General features: G+C 55.7%; 21 protein-coding genes. 6 read left to right on the top strand and 15 right to left on the bottom strand.

Features of this window, described 5'->3' with window-relative positions:
* Positions 1 to 3: 3 nt before the first annotated feature.
* The 3 genes from cydD to WMW72_RS32665 are packed head-to-tail and all read right to left on the bottom strand — an operon-like array spanning position 4 to position 4,152.
* On the bottom strand, positions 4 to 1,746 hold the full coding sequence (gene cydD, locus WMW72_RS32675) for a thiol reductant ABC exporter subunit CydD (RefSeq protein ID WP_341419786.1): 1,743 nt from the start codon (positions 1,744 to 1,746) through the stop codon (positions 4 to 6).
* Positions 1,746 to 2,759 (bottom strand): cytochrome d ubiquinol oxidase subunit II, encoded by a 1,014-nt coding sequence (gene cydB, locus WMW72_RS32670; RefSeq protein WP_341419785.1) that lies wholly within the window; start codon positions 2,757 to 2,759, stop codon positions 1,746 to 1,748. The genes cydD and cydB overlap by 1 nt, the downstream gene beginning before the upstream one ends.
* Positions 2,746 to 4,152 carry a cytochrome ubiquinol oxidase subunit I gene (locus WMW72_RS32665; RefSeq protein ID WP_341419784.1) on the bottom strand — a complete coding sequence of 469 codons (1,407 nt, stop codon included), beginning with the start codon at positions 4,150 to 4,152 and terminating at the stop codon, positions 2,746 to 2,748. Before WMW72_RS32665 ends, cydB begins: the two co-directional genes overlap by 14 nt.
* Positions 4,153 to 4,733: 581 nt before the next feature.
* Here WMW72_RS32665 and WMW72_RS32660 point away from each other — a divergent pair.
* Positions 4,734 to 6,065, top strand: a complete 1,332-nt coding sequence (locus WMW72_RS32660; RefSeq protein WP_341419783.1) for a DUF5050 domain-containing protein — start codon at positions 4,734 to 4,736, stop codon at positions 6,063 to 6,065.
* Between the two features lie 134 nt (positions 6,066 to 6,199).
* Here the strand turns inward: WMW72_RS32660 and WMW72_RS32655 are convergent, their stop codons facing one another.
* Positions 6,200 to 7,207 (bottom strand): M23 family metallopeptidase, encoded by a 1,008-nt coding sequence (locus tag WMW72_RS32655; RefSeq protein WP_341419782.1) that lies wholly within the window; start codon positions 7,205 to 7,207, stop codon positions 6,200 to 6,202.
* A 200-nt stretch (positions 7,208 to 7,407) separates the two neighbouring features.
* Between WMW72_RS32655 and WMW72_RS32650 the strand changes: the two genes are divergently transcribed.
* The 3 genes from WMW72_RS32650 to WMW72_RS32640 are packed head-to-tail and all read left to right on the top strand — an operon-like array spanning position 7,408 to position 10,843.
* Positions 7,408 to 8,127, top strand: a complete 720-nt coding sequence (locus tag WMW72_RS32650) for a response regulator transcription factor (RefSeq protein ID WP_341419781.1) — start codon at positions 7,408 to 7,410, stop codon at positions 8,125 to 8,127.
* Positions 8,117 to 9,859: a sensor histidine kinase gene (locus WMW72_RS32645; RefSeq protein ID WP_341419780.1), complete on the top strand. Its 1,743-nt coding sequence runs from the start codon at positions 8,117 to 8,119 to the stop codon at positions 9,857 to 9,859. The genes WMW72_RS32650 and WMW72_RS32645 overlap by 11 nt, the downstream gene beginning before the upstream one ends.
* A gap of 45 nt (positions 9,860 to 9,904) precedes the next feature.
* Positions 9,905 to 10,843 carry a class I SAM-dependent methyltransferase gene (locus WMW72_RS32640; protein ID WP_341419779.1) on the top strand — a complete coding sequence of 313 codons (939 nt, stop codon included), beginning with the start codon at positions 9,905 to 9,907 and terminating at the stop codon, positions 10,841 to 10,843.
* An 88-nt stretch (positions 10,844 to 10,931) separates the two neighbouring features.
* Here the strand turns inward: WMW72_RS32640 and WMW72_RS32635 are convergent, their stop codons facing one another.
* The 5 genes from WMW72_RS32635 to thpR form a co-directional block, all read right to left on the bottom strand.
* Complete coding sequence (locus tag WMW72_RS32635; RefSeq protein ID WP_341419778.1) at positions 10,932 to 12,155, bottom strand: anti-sigma factor; 1,224 nt, start codon at positions 12,153 to 12,155, stop codon at positions 10,932 to 10,934.
* Positions 12,152 to 12,652: a sigma-70 family RNA polymerase sigma factor gene (locus WMW72_RS32630; protein ID WP_341419777.1), complete on the bottom strand. Its 501-nt coding sequence runs from the start codon at positions 12,650 to 12,652 to the stop codon at positions 12,152 to 12,154. Before WMW72_RS32630 ends, WMW72_RS32635 begins: the two co-directional genes overlap by 4 nt.
* A gap of 129 nt (positions 12,653 to 12,781) precedes the next feature.
* A complete protein-coding gene (locus WMW72_RS32625; protein WP_341419776.1) occupies positions 12,782 to 13,339 on the bottom strand; it encodes an ABC transporter substrate-binding protein in 558 nt (185 codons plus the stop codon).
* 29 nt (positions 13,340 to 13,368) lie between these two features.
* Entirely contained in the window at positions 13,369 to 14,424 is a 1,056-nt protein-coding gene (locus WMW72_RS32620) for an AraC family transcriptional regulator (RefSeq protein WP_341419775.1), read from the bottom strand.
* Positions 14,425 to 14,595: 171 nt separating this feature from the next.
* Positions 14,596 to 15,147, bottom strand: coding sequence for an RNA 2',3'-cyclic phosphodiesterase (gene thpR, locus WMW72_RS32615; RefSeq protein WP_341419774.1), 552 nt, complete (start codon positions 15,145 to 15,147; stop codon positions 14,596 to 14,598).
* A 326-nt stretch (positions 15,148 to 15,473) separates the two neighbouring features.
* On the opposite strand from thpR, the gene WMW72_RS32610 reads away from it, so the two are divergent.
* On the top strand, positions 15,474 to 16,061 hold the full coding sequence (locus WMW72_RS32610) for a hypothetical protein (RefSeq protein ID WP_341419773.1): 588 nt from the start codon (positions 15,474 to 15,476) through the stop codon (positions 16,059 to 16,061).
* Here the strand turns inward: WMW72_RS32610 and WMW72_RS32605 are convergent.
* The gene (locus WMW72_RS32605; RefSeq protein ID WP_341419772.1) at positions 16,036 to 16,896 is read right to left on the bottom strand and encodes a sulfurtransferase; all 861 of its coding nucleotides are present in this window, start codon (positions 16,894 to 16,896) and stop codon (positions 16,036 to 16,038) included. The genes WMW72_RS32610 and WMW72_RS32605 overlap by 26 nt on opposite strands.
* A 15-nt stretch (positions 16,897 to 16,911) precedes the next feature.
* On the bottom strand, positions 16,912 to 18,234 hold the full coding sequence (locus tag WMW72_RS32600) for an LLM class flavin-dependent oxidoreductase (protein WP_423227630.1): 1,323 nt from the start codon (positions 18,232 to 18,234) through the stop codon (positions 16,912 to 16,914).
* 281 nt (positions 18,235 to 18,515) lie between these two features.
* Between WMW72_RS32600 and WMW72_RS32595 the strand changes: the two genes are divergently transcribed.
* The gene (locus tag WMW72_RS32595) at positions 18,516 to 18,641 is read left to right on the top strand and encodes a hypothetical protein (protein ID WP_341419769.1); all 126 of its coding nucleotides are present in this window, start codon (positions 18,516 to 18,518) and stop codon (positions 18,639 to 18,641) included.
* A 132-nt stretch (positions 18,642 to 18,773) separates the two neighbouring features.
* Here WMW72_RS32595 and WMW72_RS32590 read toward each other — a convergent pair whose 3' ends face one another.
* The 4 genes from WMW72_RS32590 to WMW72_RS32575 all read right to left on the bottom strand — a co-directional run bounded on the left by WMW72_RS32590 (position 18,774) and on the right by WMW72_RS32575 (position 23,019).
* A complete protein-coding gene (locus WMW72_RS32590) occupies positions 18,774 to 19,628 on the bottom strand; it encodes a phytanoyl-CoA dioxygenase family protein (protein ID WP_341419768.1) in 855 nt (284 codons plus the stop codon).
* 77 nt (positions 19,629 to 19,705) lie between these two features.
* Complete coding sequence (locus WMW72_RS32585; protein ID WP_423227629.1) at positions 19,706 to 21,271, bottom strand: extracellular solute-binding protein; 1,566 nt, start codon at positions 21,269 to 21,271, stop codon at positions 19,706 to 19,708.
* A gap of 33 nt (positions 21,272 to 21,304) precedes the next feature.
* Positions 21,305 to 22,165, bottom strand: a complete 861-nt coding sequence (locus WMW72_RS32580) for a carbohydrate ABC transporter permease (protein ID WP_341419767.1) — start codon at positions 22,163 to 22,165, stop codon at positions 21,305 to 21,307.
* Positions 22,159 to 23,019, bottom strand: a complete 861-nt coding sequence (locus tag WMW72_RS32575) for an ABC transporter permease (RefSeq protein ID WP_341419807.1) — start codon at positions 23,017 to 23,019, stop codon at positions 22,159 to 22,161. Before WMW72_RS32575 ends, WMW72_RS32580 begins: the two co-directional genes overlap by 7 nt.
* Positions 23,020 to 23,028 lie beyond the last annotated feature (9 nt).

Here is a 23,028-nt window from a genome sequence, read left to right as displayed (position 1 = left end):
TACTCACGATGCTTCCTCCTCCTTCTTGCCCGCAGCCAGCCGATAGTAAACGCCCCGGCTTTCCAGCAGCTGCTCATGCATGCCGGCTTCGACAAGCCTTCCCTCGTGCATCACCCATATCCAGTCCATCTCTTGCATCCAGTGCAGCCGGTGAGTAGCTAAGAACACTTTCTTCTGCCCGAACACGGACAGCATCGTCTGCTTCAGCTCCCACTCCGTCTCCATATCCAGATGTGCCGTCGGCTCGTCCAGCAGCAGGACCGGGCGGCTGCCGAGCAGCGCCCTAGCCAGAGCCACCCGTTGGGCCTGCCCCCCGCTAAGCGCACGGCCCCCTTCGCCGATCCTCTCCCCGCTGCCCAGCGGGAACTGATCGACCAGATCGCGCAAGCCTACGGCGTCGATCGCCTGATCCACCTCGGCCTTCGTCGCTTCCGGCTCGTAGAAGCGGATATTGTCAGCCACGGATTGGCTGAACAGATACGGATGCTGCGGGATATAAGCGATCTGCCGCTGCCATACTTCCATCCCGCCGTCGGCGGCAGATTGTCCGTCGACCAGCAGCTTCCCGGCGTCCGGGGCGAGGAAGCCTCCGAGCACATGCAGCAGCGTAGACTTCCCGGCGCCGCTGGCGCCCACGATGCCCACCTTGCGGACATGATCCGGCAGGCTCGCCGTTACCTCCCGCAATAGCGAGCGGCCTTCATCTCCCGCCACACAGATACCGCTCAAGGTCAGGCTGTGGAAGCCCTCCTGCTCGGCATCCCGGTGTTGATTTCCTTCCCCCTTAACATCGGTATCGGGCTCCGGGGGAGTACGCATCAAGTGACGGATCGCGGTCCAAGCCTCCTTGCCGTCCAGCGAAGCGTGGTAGTCTGAACCCAGCATCCGGACCGGGACAAAGTACTCGGGTGCGATCAGCAGCACGGCCAGCGCCATCTCCAGCCCCAGGCTGCCGTTGATCAGCCGCAGGCCCAGCCCTACCGCCACAAAGGCCACGGACAGCATGCTGAAAAAATCCAGCGCAAACGTGGACAGGAAGGCCACGCGCAGAGTACGCATCGTAGCCGCACGGTATTGGCCGCTCACCTTCTCCACCGTCTTGCCGTGCGCCCGGCTTCGCCCCAGGAACCTCAGGGTCTCCAGACCCCTCAACGAGTCGGTAAAATGATGGGCCAGCCTGCCATACGACTGCCACTGCTTATCTGCTTGCTTGCGCGCCGCCAAGCCCAGCAGAATGAAGAACCCGATGAGCACCGGCATCGCCGCTGTCAGGATCAGCCCGGATATCACATCCAGGCTGTACACGGCGATCAGCAGGATCGCCGTCACGATGCCCATATCCAGCATACGCGTGATCGCCGTATCCAGGTAATTGCGAACCCGGTCGACGCCTTCCAGCGCCAGCGTGACCAGTCTGCCGCTGCCCTGCCTGGCGGCCTGGCCCGGTCCTGCCTGAAATAAAGCCGCGAGCAGCTCCTGCCGGAGCGACTGGGCCGATACATCGGCAAACCGGCCCGCAACTCGCTTCTGCAGCCAGACGATCGTATGCCGGGCGACCCACGCGCCGGCAAACAGCAGAAGAGCCTGGGTGGCTTCCGATGCCGCGCGCCCCTCGAACAGGGCAGACACTGCCTTGGCCAGCAGCAGAGCCTGCCCGACGACAGCAGCTCCTTGCAGAAGGGATAGTCCGGCCAGCAGCATCATTACCGGACGAATGCCCTTCAGCGCAAGCCATCGTCTGTCCATCAGTACTCCAGGTGGTCCTTCTCATGGACCCGCTTGTGAAAGACGAAGTAGCTCCAGGCTTGGTAGGCCAGCACAAAAGGCAAGATGCATGCTGCGACAATCGTCATCGCCTTGAGCGTATAAGCGCTGGATGCTGCGTTAACCAGGGTTAGATCATAAGCCGGATCGAGCGAGCTGATCATCAGCCTCGGGAATAGACCTGCAAACATCGCCCCGAACAGCAGCAGAATGAGCGCTCCGGTCATCCCGAAAGCCCAGCCTTCCCTGCGGCTCCGCAAAAATCGGAAGGCCAGGAATAGGGCGATGACGCCCAGGATCAGCGCAGGAACCAGCACGGCTGCTCTGCGTTCGAACAGGTCCGTGGCCCCGTACGTCCAGACCGCAAGTACAGCCAGACATACCGTCAGAGCGGGCAGCAGCTTCAAGGCCATGAGCCGGGATCGCTCGCGCAAATCACCTGTCGTCCGCAGGGACAGGAAGGTAAGCCCGTGCAGCAGGCACAGACCGACCACCGTGATGCCTGCCCATAGGGTGTACCCATTCACCATGTCGGAGAAGGAGGCATGCATCTCCCTATCAGCGCCGATCGGAACGCCCCGGATCACCCCGGCAAACAGCATACCGAATAACAGAGGCGGTACGCTGCTGCCGATGAGGATGGCCGCGTCCCAGGTCTTTTTCCACAGTGCTCCCTCCAGCTTGCCCCGGAACTCGAATGCCACGCCTCGTGCGATCAGCGCCAGTAAAATCAAGGTCAATAGCATATAATAGCCGCTGAACATCGTCGCATACCAATGAGGAAACGCTGCGAACATGGAGCCGGCAGCCGTGATCAGCCAAACTTCATTCGCGTCCCAGAACGGGCCGATCGTATTGATGATGACCCGCTGCTGGCTGTCATTGCGCGCCAGTAACCGGGTGGCCATCCCGACGCCAAAGTCGAACCCCTCCAGAAAGAAAAAGCCGGTAAACAACATCGCGATCAGCACAAACCATAATTCATTGAGCGACATGGCGATTATCCTCCTGTTCGAACGGATCATGAAGCTGTACTTCCTCGTGAGCATGGCCATCAGGGCCTTTTCGTGCCGTGCGGGCGAATAAATACGCCAAAATTCCTAGTAATACCAGATAAATACCGGAGAATGCAAGGAGCGAAGTCCAGATCTGCGCCGCTGACACGCTTGGTGAGACCGAATCCTCCGTACGCAGCAGTCCGAATACCGTCCATGGCTGACGCCCGATCTCCGTCATGATCCACCCTGCCGTATTCCCGATGAAAGGCAGCGATATCGCCGCCATCATAAGCTGCATATAACGCTTATTGGGCAGTTCCAGCTTCTTGCGAAACGCTAGGTAAGCCCCGTACAGGCTGAGCAAAATCATGGCGCTTCCGCTGCCGACCATAATCCGGAAGCTCCAGAAGGTCGTGCGGACCGGCGGGATATAGTTGCCGGGACCGTAGGACTGCTCATACTGCGCCTGCAAGTCCTTCATGCCAGGCACAGAGCCGGAGAACTTGCTGTAAGACAGGAAGCTGAGCAGATACGGAACCTTGACCTCAAGGCTGTTTTGCTGATTCCGGGCATCAATAGCCGCGACCACCGTCCAGGGAGCAGGGTCGGCGCTCGTCTCCCATAAGCCTTCGCTCGCCGCCATTTTCATCGGCTGGGTCTCCACCAGATATTGCGCCTGACCATGCCCGAACTGGGCGATGGCGAGTGATGAGATCAGAGCGACCGTGATGCCCAGCTTGAAGGATGGGATAAAAAACTCCGTTTCCTCCTTCCTCAATAGCTTCCAGGCGCTGATCCCCGCCACGAGAAAAGCTCCTGTCGCAAAGGCGGCGAACAAGGTGTGGGGAAATTCCCATAGCAGTTGTCCGTTGGTCAGCAGCGCCCAGATATCCGTCATCTCCGCCCGTCCGTTGTTGATCGTATAGCCGACAGGACGCTGCATGAAGGAGTTGGCAGCCAGTATCCAGAGCGCGGACAACATCGTACCGACCGTGACCAGCCACATACAAGCCAGATGCAGTCCCTTGGACAGCCTCTCCCAGCCGAACACCCAGAGGCCGATGAAGGTAGATTCGAGGAAAAAAGCCAGTAGTGCTTCAATCGCCAGCGGTGTGCCGAATACATCGCCCACAAACCTGGAGAAGTCCGACCAGTTCATGCCAAATTGAAACTCCTGTAGAATACCGGTCACGATTCCGACGGCGAAGTTAATCAGAAGAAAGGTCCCCCAAAACTTGGCCATCTTCTTGTAAAGCTCCTTCTTCTTCACCACATACATCGTTTCCATGATCGCGACCAGAAGGGACAAGCCAATCGAGATCGGGACAAACACAAAATGAAAGATCGTAGTCAAAGCGAACTGCAGACGGGCCAAATCAACGATGTCCATAACGAGCTCCCTTCATTTTTCGGGTTTTATTTGAATCCATGAAGTCCAGGAAGCCGTAACATTCATAATTAATGTGAAATTATTCACGTGAAATAAATCACAAATAAAATGTGAAAATGTTCACAATATGAGTTGCAGTCTCCCGCTGTATGCATGTTTCGGCAGAAACTCCGGGATGACTACCCGGGCCCATTGCTTCATGGCTCCTATGCTCCTTATTATACCGGATGGAAATAAGGTGCATATAGCCCTAACGGGGGGTTATCGTGTCAAAGCCGTGTCTCTCTATTGACGAGAGTGTGAACTACGTCACAGCGCAATCAGCCGGCTATATGCTTCCTAGCCTCTAGCGATTCGCTTCGATATAGACGAACCCACCGCATACATCCTGCGAGGAATCGGTTACCGTATTCATCACGATGACTGGAAACGGATGCGCAAAAGTTTCTGCAGCGCTGCACCCTTTTTTGCGAATAAGACGTCCAATATATAGGAATAGAAAGAATTGGAAAAGGGGTGCTTTCATGCCTTTTCGTTGCTCTAGCTGTCGGCTTCTAGCAATTCTCTTAGCTTCTACCGCCTTGACGGGCGCCTCCCTGTCTCTGAATCCGGACGCTTCCGCTCAGGAGGCCAAGGCTTCGTTCCCGGCCTTCCCCGTCGCAGTAAACGGGGTGTTCACGGATCAGCGTCATAGCGAATATCCGGCGCTGCTGTACCGCGAGATGATTTATTTCCCGATGACTTGGCACTATGCTTCGGCCCTCGGACTAACTGTCGATTGGAGCGAGCAGGATGGACTGTCGGTCGCGTCTAGCTCCGGTTGCAATCCGCTCATACAAGATCTGACAGCGGAAGGCAATCTGGACGGAGCGGGCGATGCCACTCTAACTCTGGCTCCCTTCCCTATTAAGGTAAACGGGAAGTCGATCATCAACCAAGAGGAACCCTACCCGGTTCTACTGTACCGGAACATCGTCTATTTTCCGATGACCTGGTCATTTACCCGGGAGGCGTTCGGCTGGACGACCTCTTGGGACGATAAGCGGGGATTTGGCATCCGCTCCTGCGCGGAACCCTCATCTGCCACTCAGACTCATCAGGATCGGCTCAATATTGCCAGTGGCGGACAGCTCGCTGTGAAGGACGGTTGGGTTTACCAAAACCCGTTAGCCTTGATCAAGTCCAGACCGGACGGCTCGGAGCAGACCCAGCTGTCGGACGACCAGGCCTTATCGATCAACGTTGTCGGAGACTGGCTATACTACATCGCCTTCGATAATTGGAAGAAAAATTCCATTTACAAAATGCGTACCGACGGTTCCGACAGAACCCTTGTCTCGGATAAAGATGCCCGACACTTGTGGGTGCAGGGCGACTGGATATATGATATGGCTGACGGCCTGAATCGGAGGAGAACAGACGGCACAGACGAGCAGAAGCTGCTTGACGATAAGGATCTGAGGGAGTATTTCCTCTCGAACGACCGGCTCTACGTCCTGAAGGGAGAGGACGGACAACGCGGACTGTATGTGATGAACTTGGACGGGTCCGAAGCGAGGAAGCTACATGATGGGGTTACAAGCTTCATCCTCATCGATGACTGGATCTATTATGTCAGCCAGGATAAACAGCTCTACAAGATGAACGCCGACGGCTCAGTACATATCCTGCTGCATGAAACTACCCGCCCGCCGCTTGGGAAGATGAACTACCGGGACGGCTGGCTGTACTACGTCAGCGGAGGCTTCGGCATCGCTGGATCGGCTTCTGTCGAGCGCATCAGGATCGATGGCTCCGCGCGAGAAGCTTTGTTTGAAGCACGGGCTACCGCGCTGTATATCGCAGGCGATGAGATATATTTCCCCCATTGGGATATGGGTGACCGCACGCTGTACCATACCAAGTTGCCCTGACCGGCCCGTCGGCTTCGGAACGGTCATAATGTACCGATCAGAGATTGAATGAACAACAAGACCAACAAGCCGCGGGGACAACGTGGCTTGTTGGTCTTGTTGGCTTCACAAAGCGCTACCTCGCTTCGCTCCGCCTACTCATTAATGCTCGGCTTGCCGTGGACCACCTCGCCTTGGCGAGGCTCCAGTCCTCGTTCCCACTTGATTCTCAGTGATTTGCCGCTGAACAGATCCACATGATCCGATACCTGCACATGCAGGTGAGGCTCGCTGGAATTGCCCGAGTTGCCGCACAGGCCGATCAGGTCGCCCTTGGCGACGAGGTCGCCGACCTTGACGGTGGCAGAGCCCTTCTTCAGATGAGCGAGGAAGCTGTACGTGCCATCGCCATGATCGATCACGACCATATTGCCGGCAGGGACATCCGGATTCATGGTGCCGACCGGCTCATTATCGGGAATATCGTTCACGACATGCGCCACTCTTCCGTCGCGTGGAGCCGTAACCTTTTGCCCGAAGGCATAGTAGCTTTCATTCTTGAAAGGATCGCCGTCATACGAGTAACCGTCCCGGATCTGAATCCAATCGTAGGCATACCGCTGTTCTTTCACTTCGTAATGATAATTGGAGAGCACATTCTCTCCGCCCCAGAATACGAGCCAGTCCCCCTCGACCGGGAGACTGAACTCCTGCTGGGTGAAGGCCATATCCGTCTGCGGGAATTGCTTCAACGGGACCATCTGCAGTCCGGCGATGATGCCGTCCGGACCGAGTTGAGCGATCAGTCCCTTCGTTCCCTCTGGATTTGCCCACGTGATGTAACGGCCTCCGTTGACCTTCAGATCCGAGTTCGGATTCCATGTCTTGACATCGCTGCTGAAGGATTGAACGGCCTTCGCGAAGTCCGCTGCCGAGATCATCTCCCTGAATGGCTCGCTGGTTTGGTTGTATACCTGGTCATACTCCTGGCGAATGAGCGCCTCTGCGATCTCCTCCGCCTGAATGACGGAGCTACCTGCTCCTGTCCGCATGCCTGATGAAGTTTCCACGGGGGGTTCCTCCTTATTCTGCAGTTGAGTATGCCCGCCCAAGCCCAGTAATAGAAGCCCAGCGGTCGCAACCTTGATCCAAAGCATAATCATGGTACTCCTCCTTTGGATGTTAGTTTCTATACCTACTATACAAGTCCCAGCTTAACCTCAAGGAAACATGAGCTTACGTGAGGCTTAATTATAATCCGGTAAAATTAAGCTGTCGTTAAGATTCGCTCCCATGCTCGCCCCTTCAAAGCGTGGTACACTAGAAGCAGTGTGAAATAGGACACCCAAGGGAGAAAGCTGCCATGAACGACGCCTCCATCCTGTTAGTCGACGATGAACAGGCTATCCTCCAGCTGCTGGAGACTGTTTTATTGAAAGAGGGCTTTACTAAAATTGATAAGGTAAGAACCGCAGAGGCTGCCATACAGGCCTGTGAGGCTAAGCCGTACGATGTCATCGTGCTCGATGTCATGCTGCCGAATATGAGCGGGATCGAGGCATGTCCCTTTATCCGCCGGGCAACAGACGCTCCTATTCTGTTTCTAAGCGCCCGCTCGAGTGATTTTGACAAGCTGACCGGCTTTGCCGTAGGCGGAGATGATTATGTAACGAAGCCGTTTAACCCGCTGGAGATCGTGGCCCGCATCAAATCGCTGCTGAGGCGTACAGGCAAACCGACTGCGGAGGTGGCGGCACCAGGCAACATCTACTCGTTCGGACGATTCCAGGTGAATGAAACGGCCGCCGAATTGATCGTCGAAGGTCAGCAGGTCCCCTGCCCTTCCCTGGTATTTCAGCTGCTGCTGTTTCTGTGCAAGCATCCCAACCGGCTGTTTACCAAGACGGAGCTGTACGAACGGGTATGGGGAGGGAACAGTCTCAGCGACGATAACACCATCATGGTTCATATTCATCGCATTCGCGAGCGGATCGAGGTCGATCCGTCCAAGCCCGAATATATCGTGAATGTCAGGGGACTGGGGTATAAGCTGGTGAAAAAGGAGCAAGGCTTTGAATATTAGATGGCGCATTGCCCGGCGATTGATTCTGTGGCTTCTGGTCATGGGGCTGGTTCTGCTGAGCCTAGCGGCAGTCGCCATGATCTGGAGCTCGGAGAGGCTGACACGGCTCGAAGCAGCCCGGCAGTTCGAGAGCATCGGCTTGTATCGGCTCGTGCAAACTCTTCAAACCAAAGGCGGCAGCACTCAGTATGCACCTGAGCTGCTGGAGCAGGTCCGGGAGAGCGGAGGCTGGCTGCAGCAGATTGACACACATGGACAGGTTACGGAATCCTTCTTCACGCCCTCCGACGTCCCGTCCTCGTATGGCCCTGGGGAACTGACGGCCTATTGGCTGGGTAAGGCTCCTTTTCCCTATCAATTGTACCTGTGGATCCAGGATAAAGACGGAGTGAGATACACGTTGCTCTACGGCAAGCCGCCGGAGCGGGATATCCTGCTCCGTCAGCTGGCGGAGCAAAGCGTACAGCAAGGACATGAGCTCCAGGTTCCGGAACAGCTGAGGGAACGGCTAGAGCGTGAGGGAAGCTGGCTGCAGCTTCTAGATGCGGGCGGCATCGAGCTGGCATCGTTCAATCGTCCGAAGGAAGCGATCACCAGCTTCTCCATCCAGGAGATGGCGCTTCGCTCGATCTATCCGGACCGGTATAATACCAAGCTGACCCTCCATCATGACCAGCCAGCAGGACACACCTGGGCGCTCAGCTCCCCCCTGCCGGGGACCAAACCCGGCCAGCAGCCTCTGGTTGTTCCAGAATACCGGGTGCTCATTCTGGGCATCGGGATGCTGGTAGCGGCCTCCATGCTGACATTTATGGCGTTAGCCTACGGCTTCGGGCATCAGGTTGGCTCTCCCATCCTGCATATCATGAATTGGCTGCGCATGCTGGCCGAAGGCCGGTATGAGGAGCCGGGCGGAGCGGGCAGGCGGCCCCAGAGCCTCAACCGCCGCGGACAGCGCAAGCGCAAATACTTGATCTACCGGGATGTTCTGGATTCGCTGGATAGACTCACGCATACTCTGCACAGCGACCGGCGGTTTCGCGAAGAAACGCAGCGCCTGCGCGACGAATGGATTGCCGGCGTCTCCCATGATTTGAAGACACCGCTGTCGTCGATCAAGGGCTATGCGCATATGCTGGAGAGCCCTACCTATGAATGGTCGGCGGCGGAGGTCCGTTCCTTTGGAAAAATTATGCTGGATAAAGCCTCTCACCTCGAAGGACTGATCGGTGACCTGACGCTGACTTACCAGCTCCGCCACGGCGTGGAGGCTCCCTCTCTGGAGACGATCAATATGAACGAGTACCTCCCCGAGGCACTGCGCGAGGCCAGCCATCCACCGTTCGTGAACGCAGCCGCCGTGCACTTTATTCCGGCCGAAGGACCTGTCCATCTGGATCTATACAAGCCGTGGTTTCAGCGGATCGTAGACAATCTGGTGGCGAATGCCTTCCTGCATAACCCGGCGCAGACGACACTGACCGTTACACTATCAGCTTTGAAATCAGGCGGAGCTGCTCTTTCCTTTCAGGATGACGGCAACGGGATGGATCAGGCTACGCTGGAGCGGCTGTTCGAGCGGTATTACCGGGGGACCGATACGGAGAGTGCCTCAGAGGGCACTGGGCTTGGCATGGCGGTGACCAAAGCGCTGGCCGAGGCGCTAGGAGCAGTAATCGAGGTTCAAGCCTCAGAAGGGAACGGAACCACGATCCGCTTGATCTGGAATTAACATAATTTATATTATGTAAACAATGTTATGAAAGGAGAAACCGTCATGTTCACCTTATCCGACTTCCAGCGTGAAATCGAACGGCAGCTCGTTCACAATCGGGATAAAAGTCTTTTTTATGAGCTTACCGGAGGAACGCTCGTCTTGACCCCAGCTGCCGAAACCATCGAGCTGCTGCGCGTGAAAGCCCGGGAGATCTCCCTCTTTATGCAGGCGGCCAAGACAAACGGACAGCTTATGCAAGTGATGGAGAGCGCCGCTTCCCAGACGATTCAGTTATTCTGGGAGGTCAATCAATACTTGCAGTTCAGCCGCCGGCACTATGCCGGACTTCAGGAAATTTACGGTCATTTATTTGCCCGGCTCAGCCGGCTTGGCGAACAGACGGTCATCGGCGACGAGGAAATTGAACCTATTTTCGCAGCTCATTATAAACGCCTGCAAGCTTTTCTGATCTATTCCAATGGCAGCCAAATCTTTCGCACATACAGGGACCACCCAGATCTGCCGAACATCACATGTGCGGAATATACACCTGAATTTCAGCTAGCTGTATTGAATCTCGATCTGAGCGCGATAGCTTCCCCTGTGCTGGACATAGGCTGCGGAGCACAGGCCAGCCTCATCCGCTACATACAAGCGCATGGCATCCCTACGGTTGGAATTGACAGGAATGTCACACCGGCCGGTGATCTCCACCGGTCTGGCTGGTTTGAATATACATTTGAGCCGAACACATGGGGAACGGTTATTTCCCATATGGCGTTCTCCAATCATTTTACCCATCATCATCTCAAGGCAGATGGCGAGCATGAGCGTTACGCGCGTGCTTACATGGATATTCTCCGATCGCTAACGGTGGGAGGGCGCTTCGTGTATGCGCCGCGGCTGCCGTTTATGGAAGAAGTACTGCCCTCCTCGCCCGGCCTTCCCTTCAGAACCGAGACCTACACGTATAGTACGCATATCGTCCGGACCGCATGACGCTGGCAGCGGGGGAAGCCTTCATCCGCTCGATAGCTTCCCCTGCCTCCTACCGGCTGTACTCCCGCACACTCGGGTTCATGGAAGGCTACTGCCGATCGTTCCAGTTCCACAGCCGGACCTCGCCTACCCTTAGATTTCGGACCCACGGTTCCTGCTTGAGCTTCAACAGTTCTTTCGATGGTCCAGTGAGCACTAGACCATAGAGCTGAACGCCGTTTTTCTCCACGTAATCCACTGCTTCATCGACCTTAATAAACGGTGCAACCTGCCTCGTTACCGATTTGTACTGCTGCAGCACCTTCAGTGTTTGCAGGAAGTTCTGTCCCCGCAGTTCCCCGTCCCCATAAGCCTTGACGGATGGAGAAGAGCTGGAGCTCATCACGACCTTGCCGAACCAGCCCGTTTTACGCTCCGAGTATTGATCGACCTTCATATCGCCCGGGTGCCACAGAGGCTGGTAAGGAAATCCGATCGGGCTCATCACGATCCCGCTGTCGTCTCTCCACGAGCTTGGACCCACATCTGCAGCGAACCAGACGGGCTCCAGATTTTTGGGTTCCAGCCACTGCAGCAGCTCGTCGATCGGGATCAAGCGATCCATGGAGATGAAGACCTCGGCCACTGTACCCTCAGGAAGCTTATCCAGCGTGGCCCACTCGCTGTCATCCGTGCGGCTGTTACTCTTCTCTGTGGTGTCTGTGTCCTGTCCTTGCGGCTTGTAGGCCGGGTGATGGAAGATGCCCCAGCTCCGGTTGTCCCTCCAGGAAATCTGGGGACTTGTGGCCAGACTCATCAGAAACTTGATCGATAGCTCTCCTGCCGACTCCCGGGAGTCCCCAATCTGCTTCATCAGCTTGCCCGTCAGATCCATGGAAAAAAAGGCGTTCCCTTGGCCGTTCAATTCGGCTGTAACATTGGGACGTGAGACTGCAATGGCCGAGGCTACAGCATCCCTGTACTGGGTCATCCGGTCCGGCTCTCCCGTTCCATAGAAAAGGCCCGTTAAGATCCCGCTGATGATCGTGAGAAGCAGGATCAGACCGACTCCAGTCAGCCCATTCATCAGGCGCGCCTTCCACTTGCCCTTGCGTATAATACGCCGCTCGGCTCCCTTCGGAACGCGGCGCTCCGGTATCTGGTCTGCTTGCTCCGACTCATCCCTCGAAGACTCACTGGCAGTCATCACCTCTTCCAGGTAAGCCTGGTAAGCCTCCATCTTCTCCAATTCCCGCTCCATCTCTTCCCGCTCCTGATCCGGCAGCGTTCCATCCGCATATTGCTTCAGCTTTCGTTTGAACTCTTCGCTCATGCTTCACCATCCCTTCCCGCATGCTGCCGAAGCCGTTGTCTGGCCCGGAAAAGCAGTATCTTAAAGTGAGACAGGCTAATCCCCATAATTCCGGCCGCCTCCTGATAGGTCAGCCTGCCTTGGTCATACAACAGCAGCGCCTGCCTCTGATCTATAGGCAGTCCGGCCACGGCCTTCCCAAGCTCGTCCCAGGCCTCCTGCTGCAGGAACTCCTTCTCCGGCGTATTGAAATGGGCAAGCCGCTGGAAATAGGCCGGCTCCTGCGAGAGATTCCGTCTCTCCTTGCGTATGTAGTCGACAAAGGCATTGTGAGCAACCCGGAACAGCCAGGGCTTGATCTTGTCCTCCCTGCAATCCTCCAAATAAAGATAGGCACGGTAGAAGGTTTCCTGAACCAGGTCCTCCGCCGCATGATGATCGTTGCAGAGGGAGCGCAAATAACGGTAAACATCCTTCACATAGCTTTGATAAACCGAGTCCAGGTTGTTCGTCTCCATCCCTCCCTCCCCTATATCCACGTTTGAAGTCCGCAAAAGTTACAGCCAGACTAAAAAAGTAGTCTGGCCCGGTCTCAGACTGCAAAAAAACAGGCAGCCAGGAGCAGCCTGTTAGGCACATGCTGAGCGTTATTTGCTCAGGAGAGAGATGGCATCATCCAGCTGACGGTCGATGGACAGCGGATCGTAAGTGAACCAAATTTCCTCGGGGATCGTATAGACACGGCCATTTTTGACCGCAGGCAGGTTTTTCCAAAGCGAGCTTTCCTCCACCTGCTTGACAAATTCCACATCATTGGTGAATGTCAGCAGGAATAGCCGGTCGGCGGAGGCATAATCAGGCAGTTGCTCGGCAGTGATGGCCTCCCAGACGAACGTAGCGTTCTTAAGCTGCGATCGGATCCGGTCAGGGGGAGTAAGTCCAAGGGAGCGATACAGCTCATGTCCCATATTTCGAGCCCCATACACACGCAGCTGACCTTGAACGAAGCGAATAGCAGCGATGGTCTCTGTACGGCCGAAATAAGATGCCACTGCCCTGCGCACGTTCCGTACCTTGCCTTCATAGGCTTGTATCCAGTCCTCCGCCTCGGCTTGCTTCCCGACCAGATCTGCAGTCAGACGCAATTGATCATAGATGTCGTTATAGTCCCAGGGCACGATGCCCAGCGGAGCGATCGGCCTCATCTGCTCTTCGCCTCCGGTCATATTATGGGTCAGAATGAGGTCCGGGCGAAGCGCCCTGAGCTTGGGAGCCACTCGTTTTTTCTAAATCTCAGCAAGTTGACCGGAGGACACGTGCCCTGCTGCAGCTGCGGCGGCACATAATCGAATAGCCCTGCAACAGGAGAAATGCCCAGCGCAAGCAGGTGATACGAATAGGGCTGAATAACCGTTGCTATGGTTTGCGGCTTGTTCTTCATATAGAAGGCAGGTGCCATTCCTGTACGCTTCTTAAAGACCCGGCTGAAATAAAACTCGTCGGTCAGTCCCACCCTGCGCGCAATTTCCTTCAGCCGCAGGGACCCGGTAACGTCGGAGGAGCCGGAGAACATAAGCTCACGCGCCCGCAGCAGCCGGTATTCCGTCAAGTATTCAATCGGGCTCTGACCGGTCTCTTTCTTGAACCAAGTCGAGAAATACGCCTCGCTGAATGAGGCCAGCTCTGCCAATTGGGAGAGAGAAACCTGTTCCGCGTAGTGAACCTCGATATGGCGCTTCACTCTGTCGATCAGAGCCTCTTCTTCCTCTGGCTCGAGAGCATAACCCGCTTCCAGACAAGTCAAGATGATTTCCTGGAACCGGATGAACCGTTTGTAGCTCTGCAGGGGTGCGCAGTCCTCACGACTTTCGTACAGACGCCCGGCCGACTCTATCACAGCCGCACTGTCATTCAAGGCAAGACGGCCATTCGCCGAGAAAATCCCGCGTAACGGCAAATAGACCGGCAGGGGCTGAGAAGGCGATGATGGCTCCACAGGCTGATAAGCCTGAAACACCAACACATAAACCTGCAGCCGACTCCCTTCATCGGCCAGTACCTCCAGCTTCGTACCGGGCACCACGATCAGTCCATGGCCGCGGGTTGCCCGGTAGCAAATACCGGACAGCCAGATGCTTCCCTTTCCCTGCTCAACCAGCAGCAGCGCGTAATCCTCGCCGGATGAATCCGCCGTACAGGCAGAACCTTCACTGCTGAGCAAGCGGATGCTCCGCAAGCGGCAGAATCCTTCTGCCGGCGGGTCGACTTCCATGTGCCGACGGATGGACATGGTCATCTCTCCCTTCGTATATATGAAGCTGAAGCTCTCCTTACAGCCTACTAGCGACGCTGGAGGTGGAACGGGATTCTGAATATCCCAAAAAGCCCTTCCGGCATGACAGGGCTGATCGACGCGTTAGAGGCTTTGTCCTTCACACCATAACATAGCAGGAATAAATGATCAATTTTGGGGTTTTGTCAGTTCATATTCCCCGATTACTTCATACATCGGTGAAGCATGCTTATGGGTCTGCATCAGCACGAAGCGGTCCGCCTCCCAAGCCTCCGCAGCCAGAGCGGTAGTCATCGTATCCAGGGTGAAAGGTGAAGCGCCCTCAAAGCGGCGGGCCAGCGTAATATGAGGGGCATAGGGCCGTTCTTCGGGCGCGAAGCCGAGGACAGCATTCGCCTGCACGACAGAGGTGTGCAGTGCGTGCAGCCCTTGCAGCTCACCTGCAACAGCTGCCCACAAGACGCGGGGCGCTTGGGGCGTGCCAAACGTGCCGAATCCGTGCAAAGCCAAGGCAAACGGAGTGCATCGGATGGCCCCCAGAGCTGCCTGAACGTCCTCCACCTTGGATGGCGTAGCCTCCCCCAGAAACTGGAGGGTAATATGATAGTCGTGCGGATGTGTGCGTCGGCGAAAGGTTAGCTGCTCCCGGTGAATATGCGTCCAGCGCTCCAGCTCCTCAGTGATCTTCTCAGGCAGCGGTACAGCAACAAATATGTGCATGATAGGCCTCCCCTAATAATTATCGGTATTTATTATTAATATCATAAATTATATATGCCATTAATTTAATACTCTCTTATGTGCACTTCTTACATCCTGACGGACTGGGTTAGCTCTCTATTCAGCCTTAGATTAGCCTGCTAGCTAGCATTATGACCCTTTGAGGCTGCCGTTATGCCGTATGTTCCAAAAACAAAAACCCCCGATTTGGGGGTCCCGTTTACGGCACAGCCTATTCTTCTTCCTATTTTATACAAGATTACACGGGGATTGGCAACAAATTCCTGCCTCTCCTCGTTTAATGATTCATAGGAGGGAAATCCATAATGAATCGGAAATTCGTTTTATTCGCTCTATGCTGGATGACTCTGTTCAGCTCTTGGCTCATCCTGCACCCATCAACTGCACAGGCCTGCTCCTGCGCTACTCCACGCACAGGGAAGGAGCAAGTGGAGAATGCCTTAGCCAGCCAGACCGCTATATTCGCAGGCGAGGTCACTGCGGTCAAGCGTCCTCAGATGATGATTCTATCCTCGGATGACCCGGTCCGGGTTAACTTCCAGGTAGCGACCGTGTGGAAGGGGGAGCTGGCCAAGAAAACGGAGGTATATACAGCGCTAAGCTCAAGCAGCTGCGGATACGATACGTTCAAGGTCGGGCAAGCCTATCTGGTCTCGGCCCGTACCTACGAAGGTAAGCTCAAGACGACGATCTGCGATATGACCATGCCGCTGGCGTCAGCCGCAGAACAGCTCGCGATTCTGGGGAATGGCTCGTCACCCTCGGCAACTTCACTAGGCTTGGGGAGCGGAACCGTCGGTCCCGCTGCACTGGCCGGCATCGTCACCGTCGTTGCGCTGCTATCCGCAGCAGTCGCCTTCTATATGTTCAGGCTTCGCCGCTCGAAACGGTAGTCTCTTCGGTATTTCCCCATTCGTCCCACGAGCCTTCGTAAGGGCGAATGTCGGAGAAGCCGAGTAATCTCAGAACAAAGTACGCATGTGCGCCCCGCTGATTACTCTGGCAGTAGGGAACGACCGTGAGCTCCGGGTTGTTAACCCCTGCTTCCCCCAGCTCCCGGCTCAGCTCGGCATAGCTCTTGAACCTGACAACTCCGCCTTGGCCAGCGGGCGCAAGCGCTTCCTTCCATTCCTTGTTGACAGCCCCCGGAATATGACCGGCTCGGAGGTTATCCCGAGCGTCCTGTCCGCTGTATTCACCGGCTGACCGCACATCGAGCAGGACGCTGTCTGTAAGGCCCGCTTCGATGTGCTCCCTCGTGACGACCAGCTGCGGGTTAGGCTGCACGATAAGACTACCCGGCTTAATGACCGGTGCTTCCCTCGTTATTTCCTTCCCTGCTGCCAACCAAGCCGCATACCCGCCATTGAGCAGCTTCACCTGATTTCTCAGTCCCACGAATTCAAGCACATATAACAAGCGAGTGGCCAGCACGCCGCCCCCGTCGTCATAGACGAGCACCGTGCTGTCCTGGCTAACGCCGCTTTGCTCTAGCCTTTCTCTGATCGCGTCCGCCGAGGCAAAGGTATACGCCGGGGCATCCTTGAATGCCTTGACATCGACCCAGACAGCGCCGGGAATATGTCCTTCATCATAGCCCTTGGCTCTGGCGTCCAGGAGCACGACTCCTGGAGCCGTGCGGTGAGCATCGACCCAGTCGGCATCAGCCAGCAGATGTCCCTCTGGATAAAGTGTTTCGTAAGCTGTAGCTTGCAGTTGTACCGTCATGAACCGATTCCTCCTCTAATGAGCCAGGGCATGTGGCTGGAGCCCCAGATTTTCCCGTAGGGTAGGCTTCTCGTATGCGGTTGGAAACAGTCCGCGCCGCTGCAGCACCGGCACGACCCGATCCAGAAAATCCTCCGCGCCGCCCGAAGCAAGCTGCGGCATGACGTTGAAGCCGTCCGCCGCTCCGTTCACGAACCATTCCTCCATCACGTCCGCGATCTGCTCCGCAGTTCCGGCTACCCGCAATTGTCCGCTTCCGACCCAATATTTATCAAGAAACTCCCGCAGCGTCAATGTTCGATTGTCCACGATTTTCCGGACCATCTTATGGAACGACTGGTAAGCGTTAACCTGCTCAGGCTCGGGCAGCTTGGGGAACGGATCGTCCAGTGAGTATATGGAAAAGTCCATCCCCAGCAGGTTGGACAATGACATCACGGAGCGTTCGATCGGGCCGAGCTGGCGCAGCTCGCTAGCCTTCTCCAGCGCTTCCTCCTCCGTGTTCCCGACGATGACAAGCAGCCCGGGTAAGATATGAACGCTCTCGGGAGTCCTCCCCGCTGAGACCGTTCTTGACTTGATATCCTGATAGAACAGCTGCGCATCCTCCAGCGTAGGCTGAACGGTAAAAATCATTTCCGCGAATTGGGCTGCCAGCGCCTTTCCTTCGTCAGAAGCTCCCGCCTGTACAAGCAACGGCCTGCCCTGCGGCGGCCGCATAATGTTAAGCGCTCCACGCACGGAATAATACGTACCCTGGTGGTGGATATCATGGACCTTGCCCACATCCGCATAGATACCGGCAGCCTTATCCTGGACGAGCGCATCCTGCTCCCAGCTGTCCCATAGCTTCTGGACAACCTCGGTGAATTCCTTGGCCCTCTCGTAGCGCTCCGTATGCGGAGGAAGGTGATCCAGGCCAAAGTTGAAGGCCGTCCGCTCGACCCCGGTCGTCACGATATTCCAACCGGCACGCCCCCCGCTGATATGGTCCAGGGAAGCAAACTGGCGGGCCACATTATACGGCTCGTTGAAGGTTGTCGATACCGTGGCTATCAGGCCGATCCGCTCGGTGACCGTCGCGATGGACGACAGCAGCGTCAGCGGCTCGAAACCGAAGATCGGCCCGTGCTGGACAGCCTTGGCCTCGATCGATAAGCCATCCGCGATAAATAACGAATCGATCCGCGACGCCTCCGCCTTTTGTGCCAGCTTGAGTATATATTTGATATCGTGAATCTCATCCAACTTCGCACTGGAATGGCGCCAGGCTCCCCGGTGAGAACCTCCGTTTTGCAACACCAAATTCAATACCATTCTACGGCTCGACTCGCCCATATTCATCACCTTTTCGATTAATAGCGTTCAGCGCATAGAGGTGTCTCCTTTGCTTCCTTATATTGTAATCAGTCTTCATCATTTTGTAAACTAATCCGAGTTGATTAATATGAATTATTTTTGTCGAAACATTTCAAGAATATCGCTGCTGGCTTGACTGAACCTAACAAGCAAGTGTGCATCTTGTTTTCGCGAATGAATGGTAGCATGTACCTCGCTCATGCAACCTTTTACAGCTCCACGCGTCCATACATTAAATCTTAATGTTAGGCGGTGAGCCCATGATGGTAAAAACAGCTTGGTTAGTGACCGTGTTCTGGATTTCCCTGATAAGCTTACAGACATTCATTGTGGAGGATTTCAGCGAAACCTCATCCTTCGAGGAGTGGGCCGATCGGCATTGGTAGATGATGCGTCATATATACACAACAACAAGAGGACTCCCGGCCATCGAAACGGCAGAGAGTCCTTCCTTGCAAGCTGTAATTCAGCTGCATGACGCCATGAAGCTGCAGTTGCAGCAGACGGGCGGTCCGTTGCTACTCGTACACGCTGTGCGAGCCGCCATCGAAATACAGCGCCTTGAGCGGAGTCATGGACTCCTGCGGCACATAATATTTGAATGGATTGTCGTCGATCACGCCGAGCAGCTGTCTCCGGACCGGAGAAGCCCCCTCCAGCAAACGGTCGGACACGGTGCGGTAATCGATCGGCCGCATCCAAATCGGACTATAGCCGAAGAAGAGCTGGCGCCGGGTAAATGTCGAGAGATTCGGAGCACCGGAATGCCACAGGCTCTGCGTGAAGATGAAGACATCGCCAGGTTTGCCGCATACCTGGAGCTCATTCTCCAGAACCCCGTCGACATTCGTGTGCTCGGGACTGTACGGCCGGTTATGGCTGCCAGGTATCACCTTCGTATTGCCCCGGTTCGGCTCGGACATATCGCTGAGGATATAGCACGCCTTGATGTAATAGGTAGACGTAATGCCTTGAATGCTCGGGAACTGCGGATGCGGGCCGTCCTGATGCCAGTTGATGAAGCTGTTCGTCTCGGTTTTCACCTGCTCCGGATTCGGCTTGCGTATGGTCAGATGCGAGATATGCAGTTGGATGTTATACCCGAGCAAGTTCACGATCAGCGGCAGCACCGTCGGCTCGTCGATCAACGCCGCAATCTCCGGATGACGCTCGACGGAATGGTAGATATTATGGGCGAGACTACCAGGCTCCTCCTCCAGCAAGTCGTCAATGGCCGCATTCAGCCGGCCTACCTGCTCCTGGGACAAGACCCCCGGCAGGATCAAGTATCCCTGCTCTTCGAACTGCGCCTTCCATTCCGCAATACGTTCCTTCTCTGTCTCGGTCAAGGCCGGCACGCCTGTTATACTCATCGTTTTTTCCCTCCGGTATCTTCTTCGATCTTTGTTATTCAAGCATTCTGCTCAAAGCCTGGGGCTGTACGCTGCCCTTACTTTTTACCGAATCCGAGCTCGGCCAGCTGCTTCATGCCTGCATCCAGATAAGACTTATAGTTCATCGACGTCTCCAGTGTCTTGATAAAGGCATCGTACTCCGTTAGCAGGCGCTTGCCATACACGAACTTGGCCAGCTCCTCGTCGATGTAGCGCTGCGCATCGGCGCTATTAAACCCGGTCGGGTTATCCACAAAGCCATTGAGGGCGCTGATCCGCGGTTGTTTGCTGGCGAACTCGATAAACGGTGCCTGCTTGGCAAACTTCACGTACAAATACTCGACTTCCGGACGCCCCGTGAATTGGTACAGCCAGGAATAGTTCACTTCCTTGCCCATCAGCTCGGTCGGCACTACTTTCCCGTTCTCCAGGTTATAGTGCTTGCCCTTGATACCGAATTGAACGAGCGCAGAGCCGGTATCCTGGGTAGATACGTAATTCAGCAGCTCGATGACCTTGTTCAGCTTCTCTGGATTTTTCTCCAATCCCTTAGGGATCGCATACATGCCCGCCGACGTCCCGATGTCGTAAGCCCCCTCGAACTGACCGCCCGGTCCTTTCAAGGCAGGGAGCTGAATCCACTCGGCTTGCGGGTTGACCGCCTTGATCTGGGCGACAAATTCATCCTTGGTCACATTCGGCCAATCAATCCACATGATCCCCGCCTGGCCCTTGATGCCCTTCTGCTGGAATTGCGGCGTGCTGTTGTTGGACAACAGCTCCGGATCGACCGCTCCGGTATCGACCATTTTCTTGATGAAAGCCAGCGCGTCCTTGAAGGCCGGATCGTAGAACGCATTCATCACCTTGCCGTCCTTCTCGTAGAAGTTGCCTGGTCCGCCTACGCCGAATGCGCCGAATACTGGATAGAACGCGCCCAGCTTGCCCCCGGTCAGCCCGAATGTATCCTTCTTCCCGTTGCCGTCGGGATCCTTCTCCGTAAATGCGACCGCTGCTTCCAGCAGCTCGTCAATGGTTGTCGGCGGCTTCAGACCCACCTTATCGAGCCAATCCTTGCGAATCCAGAACGTGTTGTAAGGAATCTGAGGCGCCTTGGCAACCGCATAATGCTTGCCGTTCAGCGTGCCTTTCTTCACTGTATCCGCTCCGATGAAGTCGATCGTTGGCTTGAGCTTATCCTTGTAAGGGGTCAGATCGAGCAGCAAGCCCTGCTCGACGTACTGCTTGAGCTGCGCCCGGTCTACGGAGAACAGATCCGGGAAGTTGCCGGAGGCCATCCTGACGTTCAGCTGATTCTTGTAATCATCGTTCGAGGCATAGACGGTCAGATTGGTCTCGATGCCGAGCGCCTTGTCCAGCTCCTGTTTGATCTGATCCTGATCAGGCGCAGGCAGCCCGCTGCCCGGTTCAATAATGTCCAGCTTCACAGGCTTGACGGACTTCGGAGCCTCCTGCTTGGCGTCGCCGCCCGGAGCAGACCCAGCTGGCGGACTCTCCGGCTTCTGGCTGCTGCAGCCTGTCAGCACCGCTCCCCCCAACAAGATCGTGGTCATAGCCACGGATAAAGCGGATGTACGGGTACGGGTACGGTTCATGTTCATGCGTTCCCCTTCTTTCTCTGGTTTAAGTGATGCTCAGCCCTTGATGGAGCCGAGCAGCATACCCTTCGTAAAGTGCTTCTGGATAAACGGATACACGATAATGATAGGCAGGCTGGCCAGAATCACGGAAGCCATCTGCATCGTCTCGGTCGGCGTCATATTCTCGACCGATTCGAGCGGCTGCTGGGACAGCATCAGGATCTCCCGCACGACGACCTGCAGAGGAAATAGCGTCCGGTCTGTGACGTACATGATGGCCTGGAAAAATTCATTCCAGTGGCCGACCATGTAGAACAGTCCGACGGTTAGCATCGACGGTACCGACAGCGGGATCACGATCTGCCACAGGATGCGGTACTCGCCTGCTCCATCCATCCGGGCCGACTCGAACAGCTCCTCGGGCAGGTTTTCGAAGAAGCTTTTCATGATCAGGATATTGAAGCTCCAGATGATGCTCGGCACGATCATGGCCCAGACCGAGTCCAGCAGACCAACCGCCTTCACGACGAGATAAGTCGGGATGAGCCCTCCGCTGAACAGCATCGTGAAGACGACCATCAGCAGGAAGAAGCTCCGGCCAGGCAGCTTCTTGCGGCTCAGCGGATAAGCCATGAGCGTGGTCAGCAGCAGATTGGCAACAGTTCCGACGACGGTAATGAAGATCGTCACCCAGAACGCCCGGGGGATATTCGACTCCGTCAGCAGCTTGGCATACGCATCGAAGGTAATGCTCTTCGGCAGCAGGATGAAGCCGCCGTTCTTCAGCACCTCGGCGAATGGAGTGATCGAGACGGAGACGACATACAGCAGCGGAAAGATCGCGGAGGCGGCCGCCAGACCCAGAATGCCGAATACGATGCCATTGACCACGCGGTCCTCGAAGCCTTTTACCATATATTCTCCCCCCACTTCTTAGCCAATTGGTTGGACAGGACGACCAGAATGAGCCCGATGGCCGACTTGAACAGACCTACCGCCGAAGCCAGACTGAAGTTTAATTGCTGCAGCCCCGTTCGGAATACCCAGGTATCCAGAATATCCGCGACCGGATACACCTGAATGTTGTACAGAATGTAAATTTGATCGAAGCCCGCGTCCATCATCTGACCCAGCTTGAGAATGAACAGCAGCACGATCACGCTGCGGATGCCCGGAAGCGTAATATGCCAGATCATACGCATCCGGCTCGCCCCATCCACACGTGCAGCCTCATAGAGCGTCGGATCGATGCCTGCGATAGCGGCCAGGTAGATAATCGCGCCCCAGCCGAGATTCTGCCAGATCTCCGATCCAACCAGCAGGCTGCGGAAATAGTCAGTGGAGGTTAGGAACGGAATCGAGCTGCCGCCCGCTTCCACGATCCACCGGTTGAACAGACCCGAGCTTTGACCGAACAGCGCCAGCAGAATGCCGTAGATGATGACCCAGGACAGAAAATGCGGCATGTACGTCAGCGTTTGCACCATTGACTTGAACCAGCGGACCCGGCATTCGTTCAGCAGCAAGGCCATCAGGATTGGCGGGATTGTTCCGAACGCTAGCTTGTAGACACTGATCAGTACCGTATTGGTCAGGAGCTGGCCGAAGTACGGGGAATGATAGAACGTTTCGAAGTGACGGTACCAAGGATCGGCCCAGCTGCTCCCCATAACCCCCTCGAGCATGTTGAAATCCTTGAACGCGATCACAACGCCGTACATGGGAACATACTTGAAAATAATGTAGTACAGCACACCGGGCAGCAGCATGAGATAGAA

It is taken from the genome of Paenibacillus filicis (assembly GCF_038070315.1).
In the GTDB taxonomy this organism is placed as follows: Bacteria; Bacillota; Bacilli; order Paenibacillales; family NBRC-103111; genus Paenibacillus_G; species Paenibacillus_G filicis.
Note: the sequence above shows the minus strand (reverse complement) of the source record. Positions and strands in the feature narration are given on the sequence as shown.